The organism is Sphingobium sp. GW821-FHT02B05, from assembly GCF_059421905.1.
In genome coordinates, this window is the sequence record NZ_JBWKVW010000007.1 from 74669 (window position 1) to 96620 (window position 21952).

Annotated in this window: 28 protein-coding genes; 6 read left to right on the forward strand and 22 right to left on the reverse strand. The window is 64.2% G+C overall.

What is annotated here, in order from left to right; genetic code table 11:
- Positions 1–12: 12 nt before the first annotated feature.
- From AC07UX_RS17285 to AC07UX_RS17295, 3 genes are read right to left on the reverse strand one after another with little or no spacing between them, the layout of a single operon-like run.
- Positions 13–975, reverse strand: coding sequence for an MlaD family protein (locus AC07UX_RS17285; protein WP_495193210.1), 963 nt, complete (start codon positions 973–975; stop codon positions 13–15).
- A gap of 3 nt (positions 976–978) precedes the next feature.
- Positions 979–1863, reverse strand: coding sequence for an ABC transporter ATP-binding protein (locus tag AC07UX_RS17290; protein ID WP_495193211.1), 885 nt, complete (start codon positions 1861–1863; stop codon positions 979–981).
- Positions 1863–2972, reverse strand: coding sequence for an ABC transporter permease (locus tag AC07UX_RS17295; protein WP_495193212.1), 1110 nt, complete (start codon positions 2970–2972; stop codon positions 1863–1865). The genes AC07UX_RS17290 and AC07UX_RS17295 overlap by 1 nt, the downstream gene beginning before the upstream one ends.
- A gap of 98 nt (positions 2973–3070) precedes the next feature.
- Between AC07UX_RS17295 and AC07UX_RS17300 the strand changes: the two genes are divergently transcribed.
- Positions 3071–3748: an HAD family hydrolase gene (locus AC07UX_RS17300; protein ID WP_495193213.1), complete on the forward strand. Its 678-nt coding sequence runs from the start codon at positions 3071–3073 to the stop codon at positions 3746–3748.
- 14 nt (positions 3749–3762) lie between these two features.
- Here AC07UX_RS17300 and AC07UX_RS17305 read toward each other — a convergent pair whose 3' ends face one another.
- Positions 3763–4320 (reverse strand): thiamine phosphate synthase, encoded by a 558-nt coding sequence (locus AC07UX_RS17305; RefSeq protein WP_495193214.1) that lies wholly within the window; start codon positions 4318–4320, stop codon positions 3763–3765.
- Positions 4321–4343: 23 nt separating this feature from the next.
- Between AC07UX_RS17305 and AC07UX_RS17310 the strand changes: the two genes are divergently transcribed.
- On the forward strand, positions 4344–5081 hold the full coding sequence (locus tag AC07UX_RS17310) for a YggS family pyridoxal phosphate-dependent enzyme (protein WP_495193215.1): 738 nt from the start codon (positions 4344–4346) through the stop codon (positions 5079–5081).
- Here the strand turns inward: AC07UX_RS17310 and AC07UX_RS17315 are convergent.
- On the reverse strand, positions 5059–7860 hold the full coding sequence (locus tag AC07UX_RS17315) for a TonB-dependent receptor (RefSeq protein ID WP_495193216.1): 2802 nt from the start codon (positions 7858–7860) through the stop codon (positions 5059–5061). The genes AC07UX_RS17310 and AC07UX_RS17315 overlap by 23 nt on opposite strands.
- 186 nt (positions 7861–8046) lie before the next feature.
- The gene (gene pdeM / locus AC07UX_RS17320; protein WP_495193217.1) at positions 8047–8706 is read right to left on the reverse strand and encodes a ligase-associated DNA damage response endonuclease PdeM; all 660 of its coding nucleotides are present in this window, start codon (positions 8704–8706) and stop codon (positions 8047–8049) included.
- 65 nt (positions 8707–8771) lie between these two features.
- Between pdeM and trhO the strand changes: the two genes are divergently transcribed.
- Positions 8772–9611, forward strand: a complete 840-nt coding sequence (trhO, locus tag AC07UX_RS17325) for an oxygen-dependent tRNA uridine(34) hydroxylase TrhO (RefSeq protein WP_495193218.1) — start codon at positions 8772–8774, stop codon at positions 9609–9611.
- Between the two features lie 21 nt (positions 9612–9632).
- Here trhO and AC07UX_RS17330 read toward each other — a convergent pair whose 3' ends face one another.
- The 4 genes from AC07UX_RS17330 to AC07UX_RS17345 are packed head-to-tail and all read right to left on the reverse strand — an operon-like array spanning position 9633 to position 11710.
- Entirely contained in the window at positions 9633–9896 is a 264-nt protein-coding gene (locus tag AC07UX_RS17330) for a hypothetical protein (RefSeq protein WP_495193219.1), read from the reverse strand.
- A 5-nt stretch (positions 9897–9901) separates the two neighbouring features.
- Complete coding sequence (locus tag AC07UX_RS17335; RefSeq protein ID WP_495193220.1) at positions 9902–10633, reverse strand: M48 family metallopeptidase; 732 nt, start codon at positions 10631–10633, stop codon at positions 9902–9904.
- On the reverse strand, positions 10614–11051 hold the full coding sequence (locus tag AC07UX_RS17340) for a YcgN family cysteine cluster protein (protein ID WP_056685410.1): 438 nt from the start codon (positions 11049–11051) through the stop codon (positions 10614–10616). The genes AC07UX_RS17335 and AC07UX_RS17340 overlap by 20 nt, the downstream gene beginning before the upstream one ends.
- The gene (locus tag AC07UX_RS17345) at positions 11039–11710 is read right to left on the reverse strand and encodes an SCO family protein (RefSeq protein ID WP_495193221.1); all 672 of its coding nucleotides are present in this window, start codon (positions 11708–11710) and stop codon (positions 11039–11041) included. The genes AC07UX_RS17340 and AC07UX_RS17345 overlap by 13 nt, the downstream gene beginning before the upstream one ends.
- Positions 11711–11750: 40 nt before the next feature.
- On the opposite strand from AC07UX_RS17345, the gene AC07UX_RS17350 reads away from it, so the two are divergent.
- Entirely contained in the window at positions 11751–12362 is a 612-nt protein-coding gene (locus AC07UX_RS17350; protein WP_495193222.1) for an ankyrin repeat domain-containing protein, read from the forward strand.
- Between the two features lie 21 nt (positions 12363–12383).
- Here the strand turns inward: AC07UX_RS17350 and AC07UX_RS17355 are convergent, their stop codons facing one another.
- The 12 genes from AC07UX_RS17355 to AC07UX_RS17410 all read right to left on the reverse strand — a co-directional run bounded on the left by AC07UX_RS17355 (position 12384) and on the right by AC07UX_RS17410 (position 20008).
- Positions 12384–12782 (reverse strand): hypothetical protein, encoded by a 399-nt coding sequence (locus AC07UX_RS17355; protein ID WP_495193223.1) that lies wholly within the window; start codon positions 12780–12782, stop codon positions 12384–12386.
- A gap of 30 nt (positions 12783–12812) precedes the next feature.
- Positions 12813–13307: an MmcB family DNA repair protein gene (locus AC07UX_RS17360; protein ID WP_495193224.1), complete on the reverse strand. Its 495-nt coding sequence runs from the start codon at positions 13305–13307 to the stop codon at positions 12813–12815.
- Between the two features lie 111 nt (positions 13308–13418).
- A complete protein-coding gene (locus AC07UX_RS17365; RefSeq protein ID WP_495193225.1) occupies positions 13419–14096 on the reverse strand; it encodes a cell wall hydrolase in 678 nt (225 codons plus the stop codon).
- A 174-nt stretch (positions 14097–14270) separates the two neighbouring features.
- A complete protein-coding gene (locus AC07UX_RS17370; RefSeq protein ID WP_495193226.1) occupies positions 14271–14612 on the reverse strand; it encodes a DUF1491 family protein in 342 nt (113 codons plus the stop codon).
- Positions 14602–15114, reverse strand: coding sequence for a PaaI family thioesterase (locus AC07UX_RS17375; RefSeq protein ID WP_495193227.1), 513 nt, complete (start codon positions 15112–15114; stop codon positions 14602–14604). The genes AC07UX_RS17370 and AC07UX_RS17375 overlap by 11 nt, the downstream gene beginning before the upstream one ends.
- A complete protein-coding gene (locus AC07UX_RS17380) occupies positions 15074–15541 on the reverse strand; it encodes a PTS sugar transporter subunit IIA (protein ID WP_495193228.1) in 468 nt (155 codons plus the stop codon). The genes AC07UX_RS17375 and AC07UX_RS17380 overlap by 41 nt, the downstream gene beginning before the upstream one ends.
- A 200-nt stretch (positions 15542–15741) precedes the next feature.
- The gene (gene hpf, locus AC07UX_RS17385) at positions 15742–16338 is read right to left on the reverse strand and encodes a ribosome hibernation-promoting factor, HPF/YfiA family (RefSeq protein WP_495193229.1); all 597 of its coding nucleotides are present in this window, start codon (positions 16336–16338) and stop codon (positions 15742–15744) included.
- Positions 16339–16411: 73 nt separating this feature from the next.
- Entirely contained in the window at positions 16412–17104 is a 693-nt protein-coding gene (gene dnaQ / locus AC07UX_RS17390; RefSeq protein WP_495193230.1) for a DNA polymerase III subunit epsilon, read from the reverse strand.
- A 32-nt stretch (positions 17105–17136) separates the two neighbouring features.
- Positions 17137–17730 (reverse strand): dephospho-CoA kinase, encoded by a 594-nt coding sequence (coaE, locus tag AC07UX_RS17395; protein WP_495193231.1) that lies wholly within the window; start codon positions 17728–17730, stop codon positions 17137–17139.
- A 12-nt stretch (positions 17731–17742) separates the two neighbouring features.
- Positions 17743–18570 carry a shikimate dehydrogenase family protein gene (locus AC07UX_RS17400; protein WP_495193232.1) on the reverse strand — a complete coding sequence of 276 codons (828 nt, stop codon included), beginning with the start codon at positions 18568–18570 and terminating at the stop codon, positions 17743–17745.
- Positions 18567–19184, reverse strand: coding sequence for a Maf family protein (locus tag AC07UX_RS17405; RefSeq protein ID WP_495193233.1), 618 nt, complete (start codon positions 19182–19184; stop codon positions 18567–18569). The genes AC07UX_RS17400 and AC07UX_RS17405 overlap by 4 nt, the downstream gene beginning before the upstream one ends.
- Positions 19181–20008: a pyruvate, water dikinase regulatory protein gene (locus AC07UX_RS17410; protein ID WP_495193234.1), complete on the reverse strand. Its 828-nt coding sequence runs from the start codon at positions 20006–20008 to the stop codon at positions 19181–19183. The genes AC07UX_RS17405 and AC07UX_RS17410 overlap by 4 nt, the downstream gene beginning before the upstream one ends.
- 289 nt (positions 20009–20297) lie before the next feature.
- Between AC07UX_RS17410 and hemE the strand changes: the two genes are divergently transcribed.
- Positions 20298–21341 (forward strand): uroporphyrinogen decarboxylase, encoded by a 1044-nt coding sequence (gene hemE, locus AC07UX_RS17415; protein ID WP_495193235.1) that lies wholly within the window; start codon positions 20298–20300, stop codon positions 21339–21341.
- Positions 21342–21410: 69 nt separating this feature from the next.
- Positions 21411–21851, forward strand: coding sequence for a CopD family protein (locus AC07UX_RS17420; RefSeq protein WP_495193236.1), 441 nt, complete (start codon positions 21411–21413; stop codon positions 21849–21851).
- The last annotated feature ends 101 nt before the right edge of the window (positions 21852–21952 follow it).

The window sequence follows — 21952 nt, forward strand, 5'->3', positions numbered from 1 at the left end:
TGGGGGCCGGCATCATGGCTTGTAATCCGGCAGCTTGGGCGATCCGACCAGCGATCCGGCGCCTTGCTGGTCCAGCTTTTCCGCAACGCCGCGGAAGGAGCGCGACATTTCGCGCAGGTCATGGACCAGCTGGTTGACCTCCGGCATGGTCTGGGTGCTGAACTGCTTCACGCCCGGCTGTGCTTCACCGATGGTCTTGTCCAGCGTCTCTATGCTGCGAGTCGCCGCCTGCACGCTTTTGCGCAGGTCGCCCATCAGCGGCCGGCCTTCCTCATTCAGCATCGTGTCGGTGGTGGCGGCCAGCTTGCCGATCTGCTCGACGGCGACACCGGTGCGTTGCACCGCGATGCGCGCTTCGGCCAGGGTCGCGGCAATTTCAGGGCTACGGTCGGCCAGTGCGCCCGACACCTTTTCGACATTGGCCAGAATGCCGGCGATCGATTGCTGATTCTTGTCGTTCAGCAATTCGGTCAGACGCTCGGTCAGGGTCGACAGCCGCTCCAGCAGCTGCGGCGCATTGTTGAGCAATTCGCCCAGCGCGCCGGGCTTGGTCGGGATCACCGGCACGCCATCGGGGCAGGCGGCCAGCACATTGTCGACCGGGCAGGCGATCGGCGGCGCACCCTTCACCGCGCCATCCAGCACGACTTCGCTGACGCCGGTGAAGCCCACGCCCGCGATGGTGGCGGTCGTCCCCTGCAACACCGGCGTGCCGTCCTTCACCGAAATGCGGACCTTCACGAAGCTCGGATCACGTTTCCACAGCTCGATCTTCTCGACCTTGCCGGAAGGGACGCCGGAATAATTGACGCTCGACCCCTTTGCCAATCCGTTCACGGACTGTTTGAAGAAGATGTCATATTCCTTGTTCTCACCATCCGACAGGCGCGAAAACCAGAAGGCGGCGGCCATGATCGCGGCCAGCAGCAACAGCGTGACTGCGCCCACCAGCACATGATTGGAGCGGGTTTCCATATCCTATCGCCTTCCGTCCGACGGCCCCTGCGCCGCCCTTGTCTGTTCCCGGTCCTTTTCGCGCGACATCGCCGCCGTGGCGGCCCGGCCGCGCGGACCGTTGAAATATTCCTGTATCCAGGGATGGTCCGTCGCCAGCAACTCGTCGATGGTGCCGACCGCCGTCACCTTCTTGTCCGCCAGCACCGCCACCCGATCGCAGATCGAGTAGAGCGTATCGAGATCATGGGTGATGAGGAAGACGGTCAGGCCCAGCGTCTGCTGCAATTTCCGCGTCATCTCATCGAATGCTGCCGCGCCGATCGGGTCAAGGCCAGCGGTCGGCTCGTCCAGGAACAACAGGTCCGGGTCCAGCGCCAACGCACGGGCCAGGCCCGCACGCTTCTTCATGCCGCCTGACAGTTCGGATGGATATTTGGGGCCAGCTTCGGTCGGCAGGCCGGTCATGCGGATCTTGTAGGCCGCAATCTCGTCGCGCAGTTGCGGGCCGATCTTGGGATAATATTCGCGGATCGGCACCTCGACATTTTCGGCCACCGTCAGCGTCGAAAAGAGGGCGCCGCCCTGAAACAGCACGCCCCAACGCTTGCGAATCGCCAGCGCTTCGTCATCGGACCGGCCGACCATGGATTCGCCGAAGACGTGAATCTCGCCCTCATCGGGCGTCTGTAGGCCGATGATCGTGCGCATCAGCACCGACTTGCCCGTGCCCGACCCGCCGACCACGCCCAAAATCTCGCCCTTGCGCACGTCCAGGTCCAGCCCGTCGTGAATCTGCTGATCGCCAAAGCTGTTGCGCAGGCCACGCACGGAAATGGCGATGTCGGACGTCTGCAACGCCTGCGCGATCCGCTCTTCCTCGGCCTGGCTGATTTCTTCTTCGCTCATCAGTTCCAGCCTACCCAGGTGAAGAAGACCGCAAAAAAGGCATCGATGACGATCACCAGGAAGATTGCCTGCACCACGGCCGCCGTGGTGCGCAGGCCGACTTCCTCCGCATTGCCCTTGACCTGCATCCCCTGGAAACAGCCTGACAGGGCAATGATGATGCCGAATACCGGCGCCTTGATCAGGCCGACCCACAGGTCGGTGATCGGCACGACTTCGCGCAGTCGCTGGACGAAGGTGATCGGCGGAATCTCCAGCGCGATCGCGCACAGGAAACCGCCGCCGATGACCGCCATGACCGACGCATAAAAGCCCAGCAGCGGCATCATGATGACCACTGCCAATGTGCGGGGCAGCACCAGCGCCTCCATCGGCGACACGCCGATGGTGCGCATGGCATCGACCTCCTCGGTCAGCTTCATCGTGCCCAATTGTGCGGCGAAGGCGGAACCGGACCGACCCGCGACCATGATCGCGGTCATCAGCACGCCCAGTTCCCGGAAGGTCAGGCGGCCGACCAGATTGATCGTCAGCATTTCCATGCCGAACTGCCGCAACTGCACCGAGCCTTGCTGCGCGATGACGATGCCGATGAGGAAGCTCATCAGGCCGATAATGCCCAGCGCGGACACGCCGACCACTTCGAACCGTTGCACCACGGCATTGATGCGGAACCGATGGGGGTGACGGATGACGCTCCATGTCGCGATCAGGGTCGCGCCGAAAAAGCCGAGCAAACCCATCAACGTCGCGCCCGATGCGCAGACCGCCTCGCCGATCTGGCCGACCACACGGCGCAGCGGATGGACATGGTCGGGCCGGATCGGCACCGGCTCGTCCAGCTCGCCCACGGCATGGATCAGGCGACCGGCATCTTCGCTGCCGCCGCTGATGTCGCAGTTCAGCCGCTTGGCGGCGCGATGGATGGTCCAGGCGCCGATCGTGTCCATGTGATCGACCTGCGACAGGTCGATGGCAGACACCGGCCCCTGCACGGCATCGAGCTGGTCGGGCAGGTCGCCAAGGCAGGCGATGGCAAGCGATCCCGAAAGCCTGACCACATTGCTGCCGTCACGATTTTCCTCGGTTAGATCGGCGGCTTTGTTCATGCGATGGGATTACTGGTCCATTATCGGTTGCACGGCAAGCCGAAACGGCCCATCGCCAAGCCAGAACGAAGGGCGGACAGAAAAGTTTCGGAAACGGCATGACGAACTACAAGCTGGCGATCTACGACATGGACCGCACGGTGACGTTCAGCGGCACCTATACCGGTTTCCTGATCCATGTGGCGCGGCGGATGGCGCCGTGGCGGCTGGTGCTTTTCCCCTGCGTCATCCTGTTGATGCTGGCCTATGTGCTGAAACTGATCAGCCGCCAGCGGCTCAAGGAACTCAACCAGGCGCTGATGATCGGCTGGAATGTCGAGCGGGCGAAATTGATGCCGCATATCGAAAGCTATGCCGACAAGGTTATGGCCACCAACCTGCGCGCCGGCGCGGTGGCGCAGATCGCGCAGGACAGGGCAAATGGTTATCGGCTGGTGCTCGCGACGGCCTCCTACCGCCTCTATGTCGAACCGATCGCGCGGCGGCTGGGTTTTGACGCGGTGATCGCCACCGACCATCTGAGCCAGGATCTGCGCTATGTCCGCGCCAAGATTGCGGGCGAAAATTGCTACGACACCGGCAAGCTGCGCATGATCAAGGCATGGATGGCGGCCGAGGCGATCGACCGCAGCCAGGCGCATATCCGCGCCTATTCCGACCATGTGTCGGACGCGCCGATGCTGGAATTTGCCGACATCCCCTTCGCCAGCAACCCGCACAAGCCGCTGGCGAAGCTGGCGGCGACGCTGGGATGGACGCGGGTGGATTGGAACTGACCGCCTGCATCGGTTCAGCGGATTAATCCGTCGATCGCCGCCCAGCCATCGGCGCCGATGCCGGCCAGCATGCACCGATGTCCAGACTTCACGCCCCCCAGCGCCATGACCGGCGCATCAACCAACCGCGCCAGCGCCGCGAAGCGGACGCGGCCCAATGCCACCGCCCCGACATGCGATCGGGTCGGAAAGAGGGGGGAGACGAAGCACAGGTCGCTCCCCCGTGCGGCCACCGCCTGCCGACGATCATGCACGGCGCGGCTGCGCAGCAAGGGCCGCGCGACCCGACGCGCATCGCCATGCACGCCATCGGCCCGCCAGGCCGCCGCCAGCCTTGCGTCACCCGCCAGCAGCAACACCAGCCGCCGCCGCCCCGCGATCGCCCGCAACGCATCGAACAAGGCCCGCCGCGACGCCGGTGCCGTGCGATAATGGCGAAACACGATGCCCGCCCGTCCCGTGGGCAAGCGCGCCGCCGCCGCCAGCAGCGCCGCCGCATCGACCCGCTCGTCGGTCATCAGCCAGAGCGCGGGCAGGGGGCTGGGCCGTTTTTTGCGGTGGCGGTGCGACATGGCCCTCGCCTATAGCAGCCTGCATGACCACAGACAGCCTCATCGACGCCGCCGAACGCCTCGCCACCCTGCGCGATAGTATCGACCGTGCCGCGCGTCTGACCGACCGCAGCGGTGACGCGATCAACCTGATCGCCATATCCAAAACCCATGATGCCGATGCCATCCGTCCGCTGCTGCATGCCGGGCAGCGCGTATTCGGCGAAAACCGGGTGCAGGAGGCGCAGGAAAAATGGCCGGCGCTGCGCGAGGAGTTTTCCGGTGTGGAACTGCATCTGGTCGGCCAGCTGCAATCCAACAAGGCGGCCGACGCCGTCGCCCTGTTCGATGTGATCCATGGCCTGGACCGCTCCTCGCTGCTGACCGCGCTTGCCAAGGCGATGGATGCGGCCGGGAAGCGCGTGCCTTGCTTCATTCAGGTCAATATCGGGACGGAAGAACAGAAGGGCGGCTGTCCGATCGCGGACACGCCCGCGCTGATCGCCGCCGCGCGCGATGCCGACATTCCGGTGCTGGGCCTGATGTGCGTCCCGCCCGCCGATATCGAGGCCGCGCCCTTCTTCGCCCTGCTCGCAAAAATGGCGCGGGAGGAGGGCCTCCCGCGCCTGTCGATGGGCATGTCGGGCGACTATGAAACCGCGATCATGCTGGGCGCGACCGATATTCGCGTCGGCACGGCCCTGTTCGGACAAAGGCCCTCTCCCGCTCGCCCGGTTCCGGCGAGCGGGAGAGGGATGCTCAGAAACTCCCGCGCAAGGTGATGCCATATGTACGCGGTTCCGCCAGATAGGCGGAGATCAGCTGGTTCGCCATCGGCGCGCCGGCCGCGAACTGGCCGGTGGTCGATGTTGCCGGGCTGCTCGACTGGAGCGGACTGGAAAAGGCGACCTGGCTATAATTCTGGTTGAAGATATTCTGGCCCCAGAATTCCACGGCCCAGCGCTGCTCCGGCCCGCGAATACCGATGCGGGCATTGACCACCGCAAAGCCGTCCTGCCGTTTTTCGGGGAACAGGTCAGACCCGGTGTTGAAGTCGCTGGTCATGCGTCCGTCGACGTAGAAGAGCGCCGACAGGCCCGAAGACCCGATATCGGGCGTCCAGGCCATGCTGGCGGTTGTCACCATCTTGGGCGCGTTGCTGTTGATCGAACCGGGCAACAGGAACAGCGCGGGATCGAGAGGCACGCTGCCATCGCCACTGCCGACCAAACGGTTGGCGAATTTGGCGCGGGCATAGGTTGCGCCGCCCGATACGCGGAAATTGCGTGCCGGGCTGACGCTGGCTTCCAGTTCCACGCCTTGGCTGATCAGGCCCGGCCCGACATCGCCGCTATCGCAGGTCCGCGCCGTGCTGAGCGCGCTGTCGCAGCCATTGATATTCTGCACGACGAAGCTGGTGCCGTTGAACGTGTTCAGCTGGAAATTCTTGAACTCCTGCCGGAAGGCGGCGACGTTCACGCTCCATTTGGGCTGCACATATTTCAGGCCGACTTCGAAGCTGTCGACCTTTTCCGCGGCGAAGCGCAGGCTGGCCACATCCGCATTGCTACGCGGCGCAAAGACGGCAGGGACAGCATTAAGCCCGGTCGATCCCAGCTGGAAACGATCCAGATTATAGCCACCCGCCTTATAGCCCTTCGAATAGCTGCCATAGAGCAGCAATTCGTCGACCGGTTTCCACGACAGGACCGCCGTGCCGGAAAATTCGCCGTCGCTGATCTTGTCGTTGAGGTCGAGCGCGTTGAGGCTGGTCGATCCGTTGCCCAGGCACCCCAGAGTAAGGATGCCGCCGGCCAGCGTCGATGCGCTGCCCAGCGCGGCATTGGTGGCGATGCCGGGCAGGCCGGACGCCTGCAACGCCGCGCAGGTCGCGTTATTATTGTTGAAATCGGCGGAGAAACGCTTGCTTTCATGGGTGTAGCGCAGGCCCAAAGTCAGATCGAGCCGGTTGGTGATGTGTACGATATTATGGGTGAAGAGCGCCCAATTCTCGCTCTTTTGCCGATAGAGGGAGGCGACGTCGCCCGTGCCGGAAGGAATTGCCGCCAGCGCGCGCAGGCCGTTGCCCAGGCCCGTCGAGATCGCCCCGGCCTGCGCCGCCGCGATCGGTGCCGGCACGCCGCGCGCGATCAGCGCGGCGGTCAGCCCGGCATTGAGGTTCGCCTGCGTTCCGGTGATGAGCGGTTGGGTGGCCAGGCCGCTGCCACAGGCCGCCAGCTGTTGCGCCGTGAAGTTGCTGGTCGCGCCCGCGCCCGCCATCAGGCGACAGGCCGCAAAGCGTCCATAGTCGGCGCCGAAGCGGATATTGTCCTGCAATGTCAGCTTTTCATTGGCGTAATAGCCGCCGACCAGCCAATCGAGCTTGTCGTTGAAGGCCGATCCCTGCAAGCGCAATTCCTGCGTGAAGGTCTTGAACTGGCGATAGGTGTTGGGATCGCGGTAGAGCAGGTCGGCGCGATTATAGTCATAATCGCCGTAATCCTGGGATTTATAGTCGCGATAGGCCGTGATGCTGGTCAGCTTCGCGCCGCCGAAATCATAATTGATCTCGCCCGACACCCCCCAATCCTTGAGCTTGCTGACATAGTCGCGGCCCGGCGTCACATGGAGTTCGCGGTCATAGGGATCGGCCGGGATCACGCTGCCCTGACCCGCCAGGATCGCGGCGATCCGGTTGAACGGCGCGTCGGTATAGCCGCCGCCCGCGGCCGGCCGCCGCTCGCGCGCCTCGACGTAAGCCGCGCCACAGCAGCTTTCGTCGCGATTGGTATAGTCGCCGATCAGACGGATGGAGAGCGCGTCGTTCGGTTCGATCAGCGCCTGGCCGCGCAGGAAATACCGGTCGCGGTCATTGGTGTCGCCCACCCTGTTGCCGGCGCCATCGACCAGCTTGTAGAAGCCGTCGCGCTTGCTCCACACCCCGTCCAGCGCCAGCGCGATGCCATCGGCAATCGGCCCGGTGACGCGACCAGACAGGCGCCAATAATCATAATTGCCGTAGGTGACCTCACCCTTGGCATGGAATGTCTGTTCGGGCGCCTTGCTGATGATGTTGATGAGGCCAGCCGACGCATTGCGGCCGAACAGCGTGCCCTGCGGCCCGCGCAACACCTCGACCCGTTCGATCTCGCCCAGTTCGTTGAGGCCCGCGCCGGTGCGCGAACGATAGACGCCGTCGATGAAGACCGCGACCGAGCTTTCGAGGCCCGGATTGTCGCCAACCGTGCCGATGCCGCGAATACGGGCCGACGCATTGGCTTCCGACCCGGTAGAGGAGACGAGCAACGATGGCGCCAGCTGATTGAGCGTACGGATGTCGCTCGCGCCGCTATTCTGCATCGCCTGCGCGCCCACCGCCGACACGGCAATCGGCACGTCGGACAGGGGACTGGCCCGGCGCGTCGCCGTCACGATGATATTGGTGCCGCTGTCGTCCACGACCGGTTGCGGCGCGGTGGCGTCCTGCGCCAGAGCGGCAGGGGCAAACATGCACAGTGCCAACGCACCCACGGTCGTCAGCAAGGGACTCTTATGTGTCATGATGTCGATCCTCTCCTGGCCCGCACGACTTTTCGCCGCGTCGGGGTTGGGGTGATTATGCTGCCACAGCAGGGACATGGCAAGAGTCGCGCGCTTTTCTGCGCTTTTTCTGCATCTGCGGAAGAAGCAGTGCGGTCGATGTTGCTGGATAGCAACAATGGCCAGGCCGATTTCCGTAGGGGAAGTTTACGATAGGGGAAAGCGCAGCAATCGGTCGGCGACCGGCACCAACGCAGCCGCACCCGGCCCGACCGCGCGGCGAATCTCTCCATGGCCTGCATCCAACCCTCCCGTGAGCGCCCCGAGCGCAGGCAGGATCAGTTTGGTCGCCGATCCCACGAAACAGCGTCGCGACACATGCCGGCCCCGGACCGACAGGCGCAGCTTGGGATGGTAATGGCCGGAAATTTCGGGGTGCGGATCATCCGCCTCCGCTTCATGCCGCAACCATATCCCCTCGACCTGCGCTTGCCGAACCCGGCGTCCCCCTGGCATGTCCCGGACAGCGACGTCATGATTGCCGGTAATCCAGATCCAGTCCAGCCTTTCCGTAAGGGAAATAAGCCTTTCACGCGCCATCGGGTCCAACCGCGTCGCGCCGTCCGAGTCATGAAAACTGTCGCCTAGCGACCAGACGGCCCGCGCCCCGGTTCGCGCCACCAGCGTCTCGATTACGTCCAGCGTCGCCTGGCTGTCATGCGGGGGCAGGAACTGGCCGAAACGGGCATACCAGCTCGCTTTTTCGAAATGCAGGTCGGCGACCAGCAAGGCCCGCTGCGCCGGCCAGTAGAGCGCGGCCTCCGGCAGCGCCATGAAGGCCTGACCTGCGAACGAAAGGGGAACCATCGCCTGCCTATGCGCCTGTCCGCCCCGGCTTTCAAGAGGCGGCGCAAAGCCCTATAGGCGGCCCCATGTCCGCTGAACCTTTCACCTACATCGTCGCCGCCCTCTATTGCTTTACCCGCTTCGCCGATCCGGCGTCGATCGCCGCAGACCTGCGCGTGCGCTGCGCGGATCTGGAAACATGCGGCACGCTGATATTGGCGGGCGAGGGGATTAACGGCACCGTCGCAGGCAGTGCCGAGGCGATCGCGGCGCTCGTCGCGCACCTGCGCACCCTGCCGGGCTGCGCCGCGATGGACGTCAAATATTCGCACGCGCATGATGCGCCCTTCGCCCGGATGAAGGTGAAGGTGAAGGCGGAAATTGTGACGCTGGGCGTGGGCGATCTCGACCCCGTCAATCAGGCCGGCACCCATCTGGACCCTGCCGAATGGAACGCCCTGATCGCCGATCCCGACACGATCGTCATCGACACGCGCAACGCCTACGAAGTGGCGGTCGGCACATTCGATCGCGCGATCGACCCGGAAACCAAGTCCTTCCGCGAATTTCCCGGCTGGTTCGAAGGTTTCGCCGCCGACCTCAAGGCGCGGGGCCGGACACCCAGGATCGCGATGTTCTGCACCGGCGGCATCAGATGCGAAAAATCCACCGCCTTGGTGAAGGCGCGCGGGTTTGACGACGTCTATCATCTCAAGGGCGGCATATTACGCTATCTGGAGGAAATGCCGGAAGCCGAGAGCCACTGGCAGGGCGACTGCTATGTGTTCGACGAGCGGGTGGCGGTTGGCCATGGCCTGAAGGTCGGCGATTATGCCACCTGCAAGGACTGCGGGCTGCCCTATCGGAAGGGCGCCGATCATGACTGTTCCGGCGACGCATCGGGCGCCTGGCCGCATCGACGTTAAACTAAACCCTGACGGATGGTGCTAGACCGGCTCTTCGACCAGTTCCGCAATCTCGAAGACATAGCTTTTCCACCCGCGCATCCTGGCGCCGTCCCCGGCTGGTCCCTTCAGCTTCTTCGCCTCCGCCAGCGACCGCGTATGGCCCCAGAAGACTTCGGTCTTGCCATTGTCCAGTTCCGCCACGATCCGCCAATAATGGGTCAGCGGGTCCGCCGTCGGCCCAATCCGCTTCACATAGCCATCCGGCATCGTCGCCGTCAGATAGCGCCTCTTCGCCCGCGCCATGCGAGTCAGGCCCGATAGCGGTGCAGCCCCGCCCCATGCGCGCGCAACCATGCGCGCGCCGGCCTGGGATCGGCACCATAGATGCGCTTGTGCGCGGCGTGGAAGGCCGGGCTGTGATCCATGTGCAGCAGATGCGCCAGTTCATGCGCCACGGTCGCCCGGCGCACCTCCGGCGGGGCCAGGATCAAGCGCCAGCTATAGCGGATCGCCCCGGAAGACGCGCAACTGCCCCAACGGCTGCGCGTATCGCCTACGCCCACCGAAGCAACGATCAGCCCATGGTCCAGCGCCATGGCGTGACTCTCCGTCTCCAGCACTGCCCGCGCCCGCGCCACCAGCCAGCGCTGCACCCGCGCGCCCACCGATTCGGCCGCGCCACCCAACAACAGCCGGTCGCCCTCCAGCCTGATCGTCCGCGTCGCGCCCTCCATCCACTGGACCGTCACCTCGCGCCCCTCCAGCGGAAAGGTCGCGCCATGCTCCAGCAGGGTGATCGCCGGCTGCTTCGCCATCTGCGCGCGCACCCAGCCTTCATGGTCCTGTGCCCAGCCGAGCGCTTTTTTAAGGTTGGCCCGCGCCGGCAGCGACAGGCGCAGCGCCCCGCGCGCGCTGTCGATCGTGAGGCGATAGGCCCGTGCCCGTGCCGACCGGCGCACCAGCACCGGCATGGCCACGCCGTCGATCAGGATCGCGGCGTCCGGATCAGACTTCCCACCCTCAGACTTCGCGGTCGACAAGATGATTTTCCCAGTCGCCAGCGTCAGCCTCGCCCACCGTCCAGCCGCGTACGGACTGGCCGGCGCGATGCACCGCCTCCCGATCGCCGCAAACCAGATAATGCCAGTCGGGCAGGGGCAACCCTTCGCCGCGCAGCCGATAGGCGCAGGTGCGCGGCAACCATTCGATCTGGCGCACCTTGGCCGGGGTCAGCCGCACGCAATCGGGCACGAATTTGCGCCGGTCCTTGTAGTTGCTGCATTGCCCGCTGTGTCGATCGAGCAGGCGACAGGCGATATTGGTGGGATAGATGCGCCCCGTATCCTCGTCCTGCGCCTTGTGCAGGCAGCATTTGCCGCAGCCGTCGCACAAGGCTTCCCATTCGGCCTTGTCGAGCGTATCGAGCGGTTTTTCCCAGAAGTGCGTCACTTGACCCATTTGTCCAGGAAGGCGAGCACCTTGTCCGGCGCGCCTTCATCCACATCTGCCGTCGCGGGATCATCTACCGGCACCAGCGCCACCGGCTTGCCAGCGCCATCGAACAGATAGGGCGTGCGGCTGTGGCTGACCAGATAGTCGGTCGTCGCGCCACCGGCCGTCTCCGGATTGTAGATCACCACGAAATCCTTGGCGACCTTGGCAATCTGGTCCTTCGTGCCGGTCAGGCCGATCAGGCGCGGGTGAAAGGCGGCAACATAGGTTTTCAGCACAGCCGGCGTGTCCCGCTGCGGATCGACGCTGATCAGCATCGGCTGCACCTTGGCCGCCAATACAGGCTTTGCCTTCTCGAACCGGGCGAACGCCTGCATGATCCGTTGCAGGTCGACCGGGCAGACGTCCGGACAATAGGTATAGCCGAAATAGACCAGCCGATACTGGCCCTTGAAATCGTCCCATCTGGTCGGCTTGCCATCCTGGTTTGTCAGGGTGAAGGGCGCACCGATGCGCGCGCCGGTCAATTCGCCCTGTTCGCTCTCGCCGCTTGATGCCCCGCCGCCAGCCCCCATATTACAGGCAGCCAGCAGGGCAAGAAAGGGCAGGGCCAGATAAGGCAGGGCGGCGATTGCGGCGTCTTTGTTCATGGCATGGCCAGCCATGCCCTGCTAGGACATGATTTGCAATGCAACGGGGCGTATAATGAAGAGCAAGTTCCTTTCCGCTTTCCTGGGGTTGATCTCCATGGCGCTGCTGACGCCCGCGCCGGCGCAGGCCCAGTTTTCGGACAATTACAACTTCCTGAAGGCTGTGAAGGACAAGGACGGACAGAAGGTCACCGACCTTATCCAGAAGCCGGGCTCCACCGTCATCAACAGCCGCGACGTGTCCACCGGCGAAAATGCGTTGCATTTCATCGTCGCCCGGCGCGATGCCACCTGGCTGACCTTCCTCCTGTCGAAGGGCGCCAATCCCAACCTGACCGACAATGACGGCAATACGCCGCTGATGGACGCGGTGCAGGGCCGGTTCGAGGAAGGCGTGCGCAGCCTGCTCGCCTACAAGGCGCAGGTCGACAAGGTGAATGGCAGCGGCGAAACCCCGCTGATCCGCGCGGTTCAATTGCGCGACATCGGCCTTGTCCGCCTGCTGGTGGCGCAGGGCGCCAGCCCCGACAAGCGCGACACCATCGCCGGCATGTCTGCACGCGACTATGCGCAGCGCGACGGCCGCACCCCCGGCCTGATCGAAGCGCTGGACGCCGCCAAGACGACGGCCAAGCCTGCCGGCACGGTGCAGGGTCCGGTATTCTGAACATATAGGCGGCGCGTGGCGTCAGCGCCGGCCCGCCTTCACCTCATCCTTGCTCCACCAGCGCAGATGATGGGCGACGCCGCTGCGCAGGACGCAACTTTCCAGCGCGCTCGCCAGCCGCTCCACCGTTTCGCTTGCATCGACGCGCCCCATCCAGGTCCAGATGCGTGGCTTTGACGGATGAATGAAGCAGAGATGTCCGTCGCCATGGTCCGCCAGCGCGCCGCAGCCGATCCAGAGCGCAAAGCCGGGATTGTCCACCATTACGCACCATCCCCAATCCTTGGCCGCCGCGTTGCGGATGCGATAGCCCTGCGCCGGCAGGCCGATCGCCAGTTGCCGCGCCAGCAATTCGCCGCGCCGCGCCGTACCAGGCGGATCGCACAATGCCCCCGATCGAAATTCCAGATGGGATCGCATCCCGCTTCCTGTCGCAATGGATAGCCGGCCCTACCAGCCGATCTCCGCAGCATGGTCCGGGTCGCTCAGTGCCGTCAACCGCCGGGCGGCACGCCGGGCGAAGCGCAATGTCTCTGCCTTGCGCCGCGCTGCCGCCAGCGGCTCGACCGGGGCAGGGCGCACCAGTTCCGCATCATATTGGTCGGCGACGATCAGGCCGGTGCGCGTCGGCCATAAAGCCTCGCTATCGAACAAGGTAAGGTCGAACCCCGCCGGCACGGCCCAATAATAGCGGTCGCAATAGTCGAAATAGTCGGGCCACTTCATGTCGCCCAGCAGGTCGGCCCTGCTGCACTTGATCTCCACGATGGTCAGCCGCCCGGCGCCGTCTATGGCCATGATGTCCGCCCGACGACCGTTGGGCAGCGGCACTTCCAGTATTCCACTCATGTCATGGCGGAAAAATAGCCGCAAAGTCCCCCGCGCCACCGCCAGCGCGGTGCCATCGGTCAGGGGGGAACAGACGTCGGTCGGGGCACTATTCATGTCGCCACTTTAGAACAGGAAGGGAACAAATAAAAAGGCCGATTCGGATGATCCGAACCGGCCTGAAAAGTTTCGCCAACCTAGACCAGGCGCGTCCCGCGCGCCTGATCCTCAACGATAGAAGATGTGATTGTCGATCGACGCCAGACGGGCCTTGCCCCAGCCCGGCGAAACGCGGCGGGCGTGGAAGAAGAGCGCGCCTTCCGCGCGGCTGTCCCAGCTGTCGTTCGCCGCGATCTGGGCGATGGCGACGGCTTCGCGCCAGCTGCGGCTATCGATGCGGACGGGCGGCATGCCGCCGCCGCGCACGAAGCTGAACTGGCTGGGCTGATACACGACGCCGCAAAGGCTGCTCGCGAAACGGCCGGACTTGGCGCGGTTGATGATCACGCGCGCGACGGCCAACTGGCCTTCCAGGCTTTCGCCCTTGGATTCAAAATAGACCGCACCGGCCAGGCACTTCATGTCGCCGTCCAGCTCCTCAGGTGCGCCTTGGGCGTCGACCAGAGCAGCGAGGCTGGTGGCCTGCGCATCGGCATCAGGGGAAAATTCGGCAGTGGCCGTGCGGGCCGATTCCAGCGGCTGCGACACTTCGCGCGGCGTGGAAAAAACGACGGCAGACTGCGTGCCGGTCGAAGCTGTGCCAGGGGCTGTAGCAGGAAAAGCCTGCGGAAGAGATGTGACCGAAGCGACCGACTCACCGGCGATCGACATATCGGAAGCCGTGACCGCAGCGGCGGCGGACAGGGCAAAGGCTACCATCAAGGCAGCTTTCAGACGAAAACTCATTACGGCTCAAAATCATGCGGTTCTTGGCCGGAAACGTCGTTTTAACCCATATTCTCTGACGTTCGGCCGCCCCCCGTCTGCGTGTTTACCGGCCCCGCCCCCCATTGGACGAATTCGGCAACCTGCGCGTTGGCGTCGGGGGCCTGTGCCGAAACCATGACGCTGTGTCAACGATCAGCCGAGTGTTTCCACGGCAAACCGTTCCGCTTCCGGGATGTCGAGTTCAACAACCCACAGGTCGGGGTCCGACCTGCGCCGCCGCGCCAGATAGGCGTCCAAGGCCTCCGACCCGTCTTCCAGGGCAGGACCACAGCGCATCAACGCATGACCGCCGTCAAAGTTCGAAACCCGCTCATAGAGACCGGTAAATTGCCCTTTTTCAAGCGTCTGGACCAGAATCACGCCGCTGATCTCATCGCCCTTGACCATGATGGTGGCAAATCCGCCGGCCGCGCCGACCCGTCGCCTGAGCGCCCCCACCAGCATGGCGCTCGTCAGTCGGGATTCAGCGGCCATAGCCGGGTAGCGAGGAAAGGGGGAATTGTGAGCGCATGAAGGTGCCGGTGCCACGCCCGACCTCCTCGCCATCCGAATCGATCAGACTCGCTTCAGCGACATAGACCCGGCGCTTGCCGCTGATCCAGCGGCCTTCGGCGCGGATTCGGCCCGGACCGATCGGCCGGGTGAACAGCAGGTTGAAGGCGGTAGTCAGCAAGAAACGATCGCTGACCAGGCTGTTGGCAGCGTAGAAGGCCGCATCGTCCAGCATCTTGAAATAAACCGTGCCATGCACCGCGCCGGCGGCATGGAACTGGCTTTCATCCACATCGAAGTCGATGACCGACCGGCCCGGTTCGCTGATCGTCAGTTCCGACCGGAACAGCCGGTTTATCGGTGCGGAGCGATAGAGATTTTCGAGGGCGCGAAAATGCGCTGCCTCTCCACCGGGCACTTCAGGCCCGAAATCAGGCCCGGATTCAGGCAGCGTCACGCGCCCCGCCGCCCGCCAGCAGCGCATGTAGCGCCTCTGTCGACTGCGCGCCGCGCAGGCGGGCCACCTGGCCTTCGTCGCGCAGGTAACGCGACACGCGGGCCAGCGTCTTGAGATGCTCGGCGCCGCTGTCGATCGGCGACAGCAAAGCGAAGACGACATCGACCGGCGCATCGTCCACCGCGTCGAACGGCACGGCCGGGTCGAGCAGCACCACCACGCCGCACATCTTGTTCAGGCCTGCGATCTTGGCATGGGGAATGGCGACACCGCCGCCGAAACCGGTCGACCCCAGCCGCTCACGTTCGAACAGGGCGTCGCCCACCTCGTCCGCATCCAGCTCATAGGCACAGGCGGCGAGCGTGGCGATCTTCTGGAAAAGCGCCTTCTTGCCGTTCGCCGACAGGCCGGTGGCGAGCGCCTCGGCGGAAACGATGTCGTTGAAGTTAACCATGGTCAATCCGAAACGGCCGAGCCGCGCGGGCGAAATTTCGCGCTTTTCCTCGGACTATGAAAGCCCGGCCCCATAAGCCGCCTGCACCATCAGGTCAACAGGCGGTCAGGGCCGGACCGGGCCGGAAAGGCGTGGCGGCGCGACCCAGCCGCTACGCCAACCATAGGCGACAGGGCCAGGCCCCATCGCCCCGGCAGGCGTCAACCGCGTGGTTCGACCCAACCGATCGTGCCGTCATGGCGGCGATAGACCATATTATAGGCGGACGTGCCGGCATTGAGGAACAGCAGTGCATTGGTGTTGCGCAGGTCCAGCATCATCACCGCGTCCGACACGCTGGCTTCGGGAATATCGACCCGCGTTTCCGCCACGATCAGCGGCGCATCGGCCGCTTCTTCCTCTTCGTCGCCCTGGCCGGCGAAGATGGTGTAGCCCGCGCCGTCGATATCATCGACGCTGTAGCTGCTGGCCCGCTGTGCCTCGGCGGCGACCGCCTGGCTGTGGCGATCCTTCAGCCGGCGCATGTAGCGCTTGAGCTGACGCTCGATCTTGGCTGCCGCCTGGTCGAAGGCCGGATGCGCCTCCTGCGCTTCGCCCGCACCCTTCAAAATCAGGCCGGTCATCACATGGCAGACGATGTCGCAGTGGAAGGCCCCGTGCGGTGCCTTGCGAAAGGTCACCTGGGCGGAAAGCGTGCGGGAAAAATATTTCTCGGCCATCGCCTCCAGTCGTTCGGCAACATGCTCCTTGAGCGCCTCGCCCGTTTCGACCTGATGTCCGGAAACACGAATATCCATATGCCTTCTCCTTATTTTTGCCGGATGCTGGAAAGGCGATCCGGTGGGCATGGAGGGCATAGGCCAGTACGGTCTATGCCTCCTGGTGCCAGAGCGGCTCTTTCAGCGTCGCGACGAACGCTGCATGCCGCTCCAGCTCCGCCGCGCTGGCCGTAAAGACCCGCGCGGGACGAACAGGGCGAACCACGGTTTGCGCCGTCAGTTCCACCCCGACGATCTGTTTCGCTTCCTCCTGTGCCAGACCCAGGCCGATCTGACGGCCACCAGTCAATTCGATATAGAGTTGCGCCAGCAATTCCGCGTCGAGCAGCGCCCCATGTTTGACGCGATGGCTGCGGTCGATACCATAGCGGGTGCAAAGCGCGTCCAGGCTATGCTTGGCGCCGGGATGCAGCGTACGCGCGATCGCGACCGTATCGATCATGCGATCCATCGACACGTCTGGCAGGCCGCATAGTTTCAGTTCGTGGTTGAGGAAACCGAAGTCGAACCGGGCATTATGCGCGACCAGCGGGCTGTCCTCCAGAAAGGCCAGCAATTCCGCCGCGCCCCTGGCAAAGACGGGATGCTTGGCCAGAAAGTCGGCCGAGAGGCCATGCACATTATAGGCCGCCGCCGGCATATCCCGTTCTGGATGATAATAAGCGTGGAATGTCCGGCCGCTCGGTACGCGATTGATGAGTTCGATACAGCCGATCTCGACCAGCCTGTCGCCGGATGCCGGGTCGAACCCCGTCGTTTCGGTATCGAAAATAATTTCGCGCATCGCCCTCTTCATTCGACTCTGTGGGCCAACCCTTATCCACCTGTCTTCGCGCCAAGGCAAGCGACCAGTCGGCGTACCTGCGCGCGGGTATCGGCAAATGTCGTTCCTGTATGGACGATATGGTCCGCCCGTCGCCGCTTTTGCGCATCGGGGGTTTGCAGTCGGACGATCTGGCGGAATTTCGCCGCGCTCATGCCCGGCCGCGCCAGGACTCGTTGGCGTTGCTTCCACGCCGGCGCGGTGACGACGATCACCCCGTCCAGCCGCTTGTGCGCGCCGGTTTCGAACAGCAGGGGAATGTCGAGCACGACGAAGCCGTGCGCCCGCTTCCGCCGCAGGAACCGTGTCCGCGCCGCCTGCACCGCCGGATGGACGATCGCCTCCAGCGCCTTGCGTTCCTGGGGGTGCCCGAAGACCGCCGCACCCAGCTTCGCCCGGTCGACGCCCTTTGACCCGGTCGTGCCGGGAAAGCGCGCCTCGATCGCCGGCAGCAGCGCGCCGCCCGGCCCTTGCAACCGGTGGACCTCCGCATCCGCGTCGAACAGGGGCACGCCCTCACGCCGCAGCATCGCCGCCACCGCCGACTTGCCCATGCCGATCGACCCGGTGAGGCCGTAAACCTTCATTCCCCCAAGCCCCTAATGGTCCTCAGCGACCAGCAATGCGCGCAATTCCGCGTCCAGTTCGCGCGGCGCCTGCGCGTCGAAGAAAATGTCGAAGGCCAGGGCCGCTTGCCCGATCAGCATTTCCAGGCCATCGAGCGTCTTGAGGCCGCGCGTCCGCGCCGCCCTGAGCAGGCCCGTCTCCAGTGGCGCATAGACGATGTCATAGACGGTCGCGCCTGCGGGCAGCGGCGCCAGGTCGAGGTCCAGCAGCGGCTGGCCCACCATGCCGAGCGAGGTCGAATTGACGAGCAGGTCGGCCGCCGGCAGCGCATCGCCCATGCCGATGACGCGGCCCTTGGTGCCGCCATGATCGAGCAGCGCCTGCCCCCTGTCCGGATCGCGTGCCATGATGGTGATGTCCGGCACGCCCAGGCTGGTCAGCGCGAACAGGATCGCCCGCGCCGCGCCGCCCGTACCGACGATCACGGCGCTCTGCCCCTTCCACTTGTCGCGCAGCAACGGCTGGAGGAAGCCGCCCGCATCGGTATTGGTGCCGATCAACGGCCCGCCCGTCTCGCTGGCGATGGTGTTGACCGCGCCGATCCGCTCGCGCACGCCGCCCGGATCGTCGACAAAGTCCAGCACCGCCATCTTGTGCGGGATGGTGACGTTGCAGCCCAGCCAGTCGGGATCGCTCCGCCGCATCAGGAAATAGGCCGCCATCCCCTCCGGCGTCACATGGGTCTTCTTATATTCCGCCTCGATATCCAGCGCGTTCAGCCAGAAATTGTGAATCAGCGGGGATTTGCTGTGTTCGATCGGGTCGCCGATGACTTCGGCATAGGGAAGGGCGTCGCTCATGCCGCCAAAACGCCGCGTACGCGCAGAAAGTCAAGCAATGGCAGCAAGGGCAGGCCCTGAATCGCAAACTGGCTGCCCTCGACCTTGCTGAACAGCTGCGCCCCCGGCCCCTCGATCCGGTAGCAGCCCACGCACCAGTGCAACTCGTCCCAGTCCGCGTCCAGATAGGATTGGATGAAGGCGTCGGACAGCGGCCGCACCGTCATCCGCACCCGATCGACATGGCGCCAGATCGCTTCGCCATTCAGTGCAATGACGGCAGCACTATGCAGATGATGGACCCGGCCCGACAGCAGGCGCAGGATGCGCTCCGCATCCGCCCGATCGACCGCCTTGTCGATCATTGCGCCACGCTCTTCGCCATCGCCGATGCTCTCCGCCAGACTCAGGGTCTGGTCGCAGCCCAGCACCAGCGCGCCCGGCACCCGTCGCGAGACTTTCAGCGCTTTCAGCTCCGATAGCGCATCGGCCAGCGCGCGCGCGTCCAGGCCGTCGGCACGCAGCGCCTCCTTGGCCGCTTCCTCGTCCACGCCCGGCGATAGTGCCTCGAACGGCACCTGCGCGGCGCTCAGCAACGCCCTGCGGCTTGCGCTTTGCGACGCCAATATGATCATATCTCATGCCCTTCCGCCAGTTCGCGGTCGTTGAACAGGTTGATGATGGCGGCGGCCGCCTCCTCGATCGACCGGCGGGTCATGTCGATCACCGGCCAGCCATTGTCGGCGAACATCCGCCGGGCAAAGGCCAGTTCCTCCTGCACCTTCTCATTATCGACATAGGCGGTTTCGGGCGCCTGATTCAAAGACAGCAGCCGGTTGCGCCGGATCTGGATCAGTCGCTCCGGGCTGACCGTCAGCCCCACCACCATTGGGTGCTTCAGGCTGTAGAGGCTGCGCGGCGGCGGCGATTCCGGCACCAGCGGGATATTGGCGGTCTTGTACCCGCGATTGGCGAGGTAGATGGAGGTCGGCGTCTTGGACGCGCGCGACACGCCGGCCAGCAATATGTCCGCCTCTTCCCAATTTTCATGCCCCACGCCGTCATCATGGGCAATCGTGAACTGGATCGCCTCGATCCGGGCGAAATAGGCCTCGTCCAATATATGCTTGCGCCCCGGCCGGGTCCGGGTTTCCTGCCCCAATATGTTGGACAGCGCGTCGGCCACGCTGTCCAGCGCCGCGACATGCGGCAGGCCGAGCGCGCGGCAGCGCGTTTCCAGCCGGCGGCGGAGCGGATGATTGGTGAGCGTGAACAGCACCAGCCCGGGATTGGCGCTGATCTCCTCCATGATCCGGTCGAGATGCACTTCGGACCGCACCATCGGCCAGAAATGGCGGATCGCCTCGACATTTTCGAACAGCCCGATCGCCGCCTTGGCGATATTTTCCAGCGTTTCGCCGGTGGAGTCAGACAGAAGATGCAGGTGGATGCGCGCCATGGGGACATCTCTGTTGGAGGGCTGTGGATAAAGCAAGGGATGAAATTGTGGATAAGTTGCGGGGCTTTTCCCGTCCCCACTGACCGGAATCTTATCCACAAGCCCCCAACAGGCCCCCGATTCCATCCACAGCCTGTGGGTAACGGGGATTATGACTCTGACTCGCCACGTCTTCCGTGACTCTCCTGAGTCAAGTTGTTGGCAAAAGCGGGCACAGCGCATAAACCCCGCTGCCAACCGACCTACTATCTCTATCATCCCTTGAATCTAAATAATAAGAGAGAATGTGATGCGCCAAGACGCCCCGGTGAGCCTGACGGACAAGCCGCTCCTTGGCGTTCTGAAAGGAGATCGTCCTGCGGTTCCCCCCATGTGGTTGATGCGCCAGGCTGGTCGCTACCTGCCTGAATATCGGGCGCTACGGGCGGACAAGGGCGGCTTCCTCGAACTCGTCTATGACAGCGCCGCCGCAGCCGAAGTCACGCTCCAGCCGCTCCGTCGTTTCGGCTTCGATGGTGCGATCCTCTTTTCCGACATCCTGATCGTGCCTTATGCGATGGGACAGGATCTGTGGTTCGAAGCCGGGGAAGGCCCGCGCCTGGCCCCGATCCTGGCCGAAACGGACTTGTCCGCGCTGACGGCCGATTATAGCCGCTTCGACGCGGTCTATGAGACGGTAAGGCAGGTGAAGGCGGCCCTGGAGCCAAGCGTCACCTTCCTGGGCTTTGCGGGCAGTCCCTGGACGATCGCGACCTATATGGTGGCGGGGCAGGGCAGCAAGGATCATGGGCTGGCCCGCCGCATGGCCTATCAGCAGCCCGATCGCTTCGCCGCGCTGATCGACGCGATCGTCGATGCAACGGTCATCTATCTGTGCGGACAGATCAATGCCGGCGTGGAAGCGGTCCAGCTGTTCGACAGTTGGGCCGGCAGCCTGTCGCCGCTGCAATTCCAGCGCTGGGTGATCGAGCCGAACAAGCGGATCGTCGCGCAGCTAAAGGCGCTCCATCCCGACATCCCGGTGATCGGCTTTCCCAAGGGCGCCGGCGCGAAGCTGGCAGACTATGCCGCGCAGACCGGCGTTGATGCTGTGGGCGTCGATGAAACGATCGACCCGCATTGGGCCAATGAAGCGCTGCCCAAGGGGCTGCCGGTGCAGGGCAATCTGGATCCGCTGGCGCTGATCGCGGGCGGCCGGGCGGTCGAGGAGGCGGTCGACATGATCCGCGCCGCCTTTGCTGACCGGCCCCATATCATGAACCTTGGCCATGGCATTTTGCCCGACACGCCCATTGCACATGTCGAAGCGCTCATTAGCTATGTGCGAAGCTGATATTAACGCGATTTCCGATCCGTCAGACGTTCCGTCTGACTTGAAATCGCTTCAAGGAGTCCGCGACTGATGGCCTATCTTGGTGCCGCCTATCTCTGGGTGAAGGCCGCCCATGTCATCTTCGTCATCTTCCTGATGGCGGGGCTGTTCATGATGCCGCGTTTCTTCGTCTATCATCAGGAAACCGTGCCCGGATCGCCGGAGGACAAAAGATGGATCGAGCGGGAAGGGCGATTGCTCAAGATCATCCTCAACCCGTCGTTGGTCCTGGTCTGGCTGTTCGGCCTGATGCTGATGGTGGAAATCGGTGCCTGGAGCTTTGGCTGGTTTCACCTGAAGCTGCTCTTCGTGCTCGGCCTGTCGGGCTATCATGGCTGGATCGCGGGCTACACGAAGAAGCTGGCGCGGGGGGAACGCCCGCTGAGCGACAAGCAGTTGCGCATGATGAACGAGATTCCGGGGGTGGCCGCCGCCGTCATCGTCATCGCGGTGATCGTAAAGCCCTTCTGATCCTATTGCCTGTCCTATGATGGCCGCTTTGCCTTAGGGTTGCAGCTTGCGACGGACGCGCGAATAGGATCAGACCCGCGCAATAAAATGTCCGAATTTGC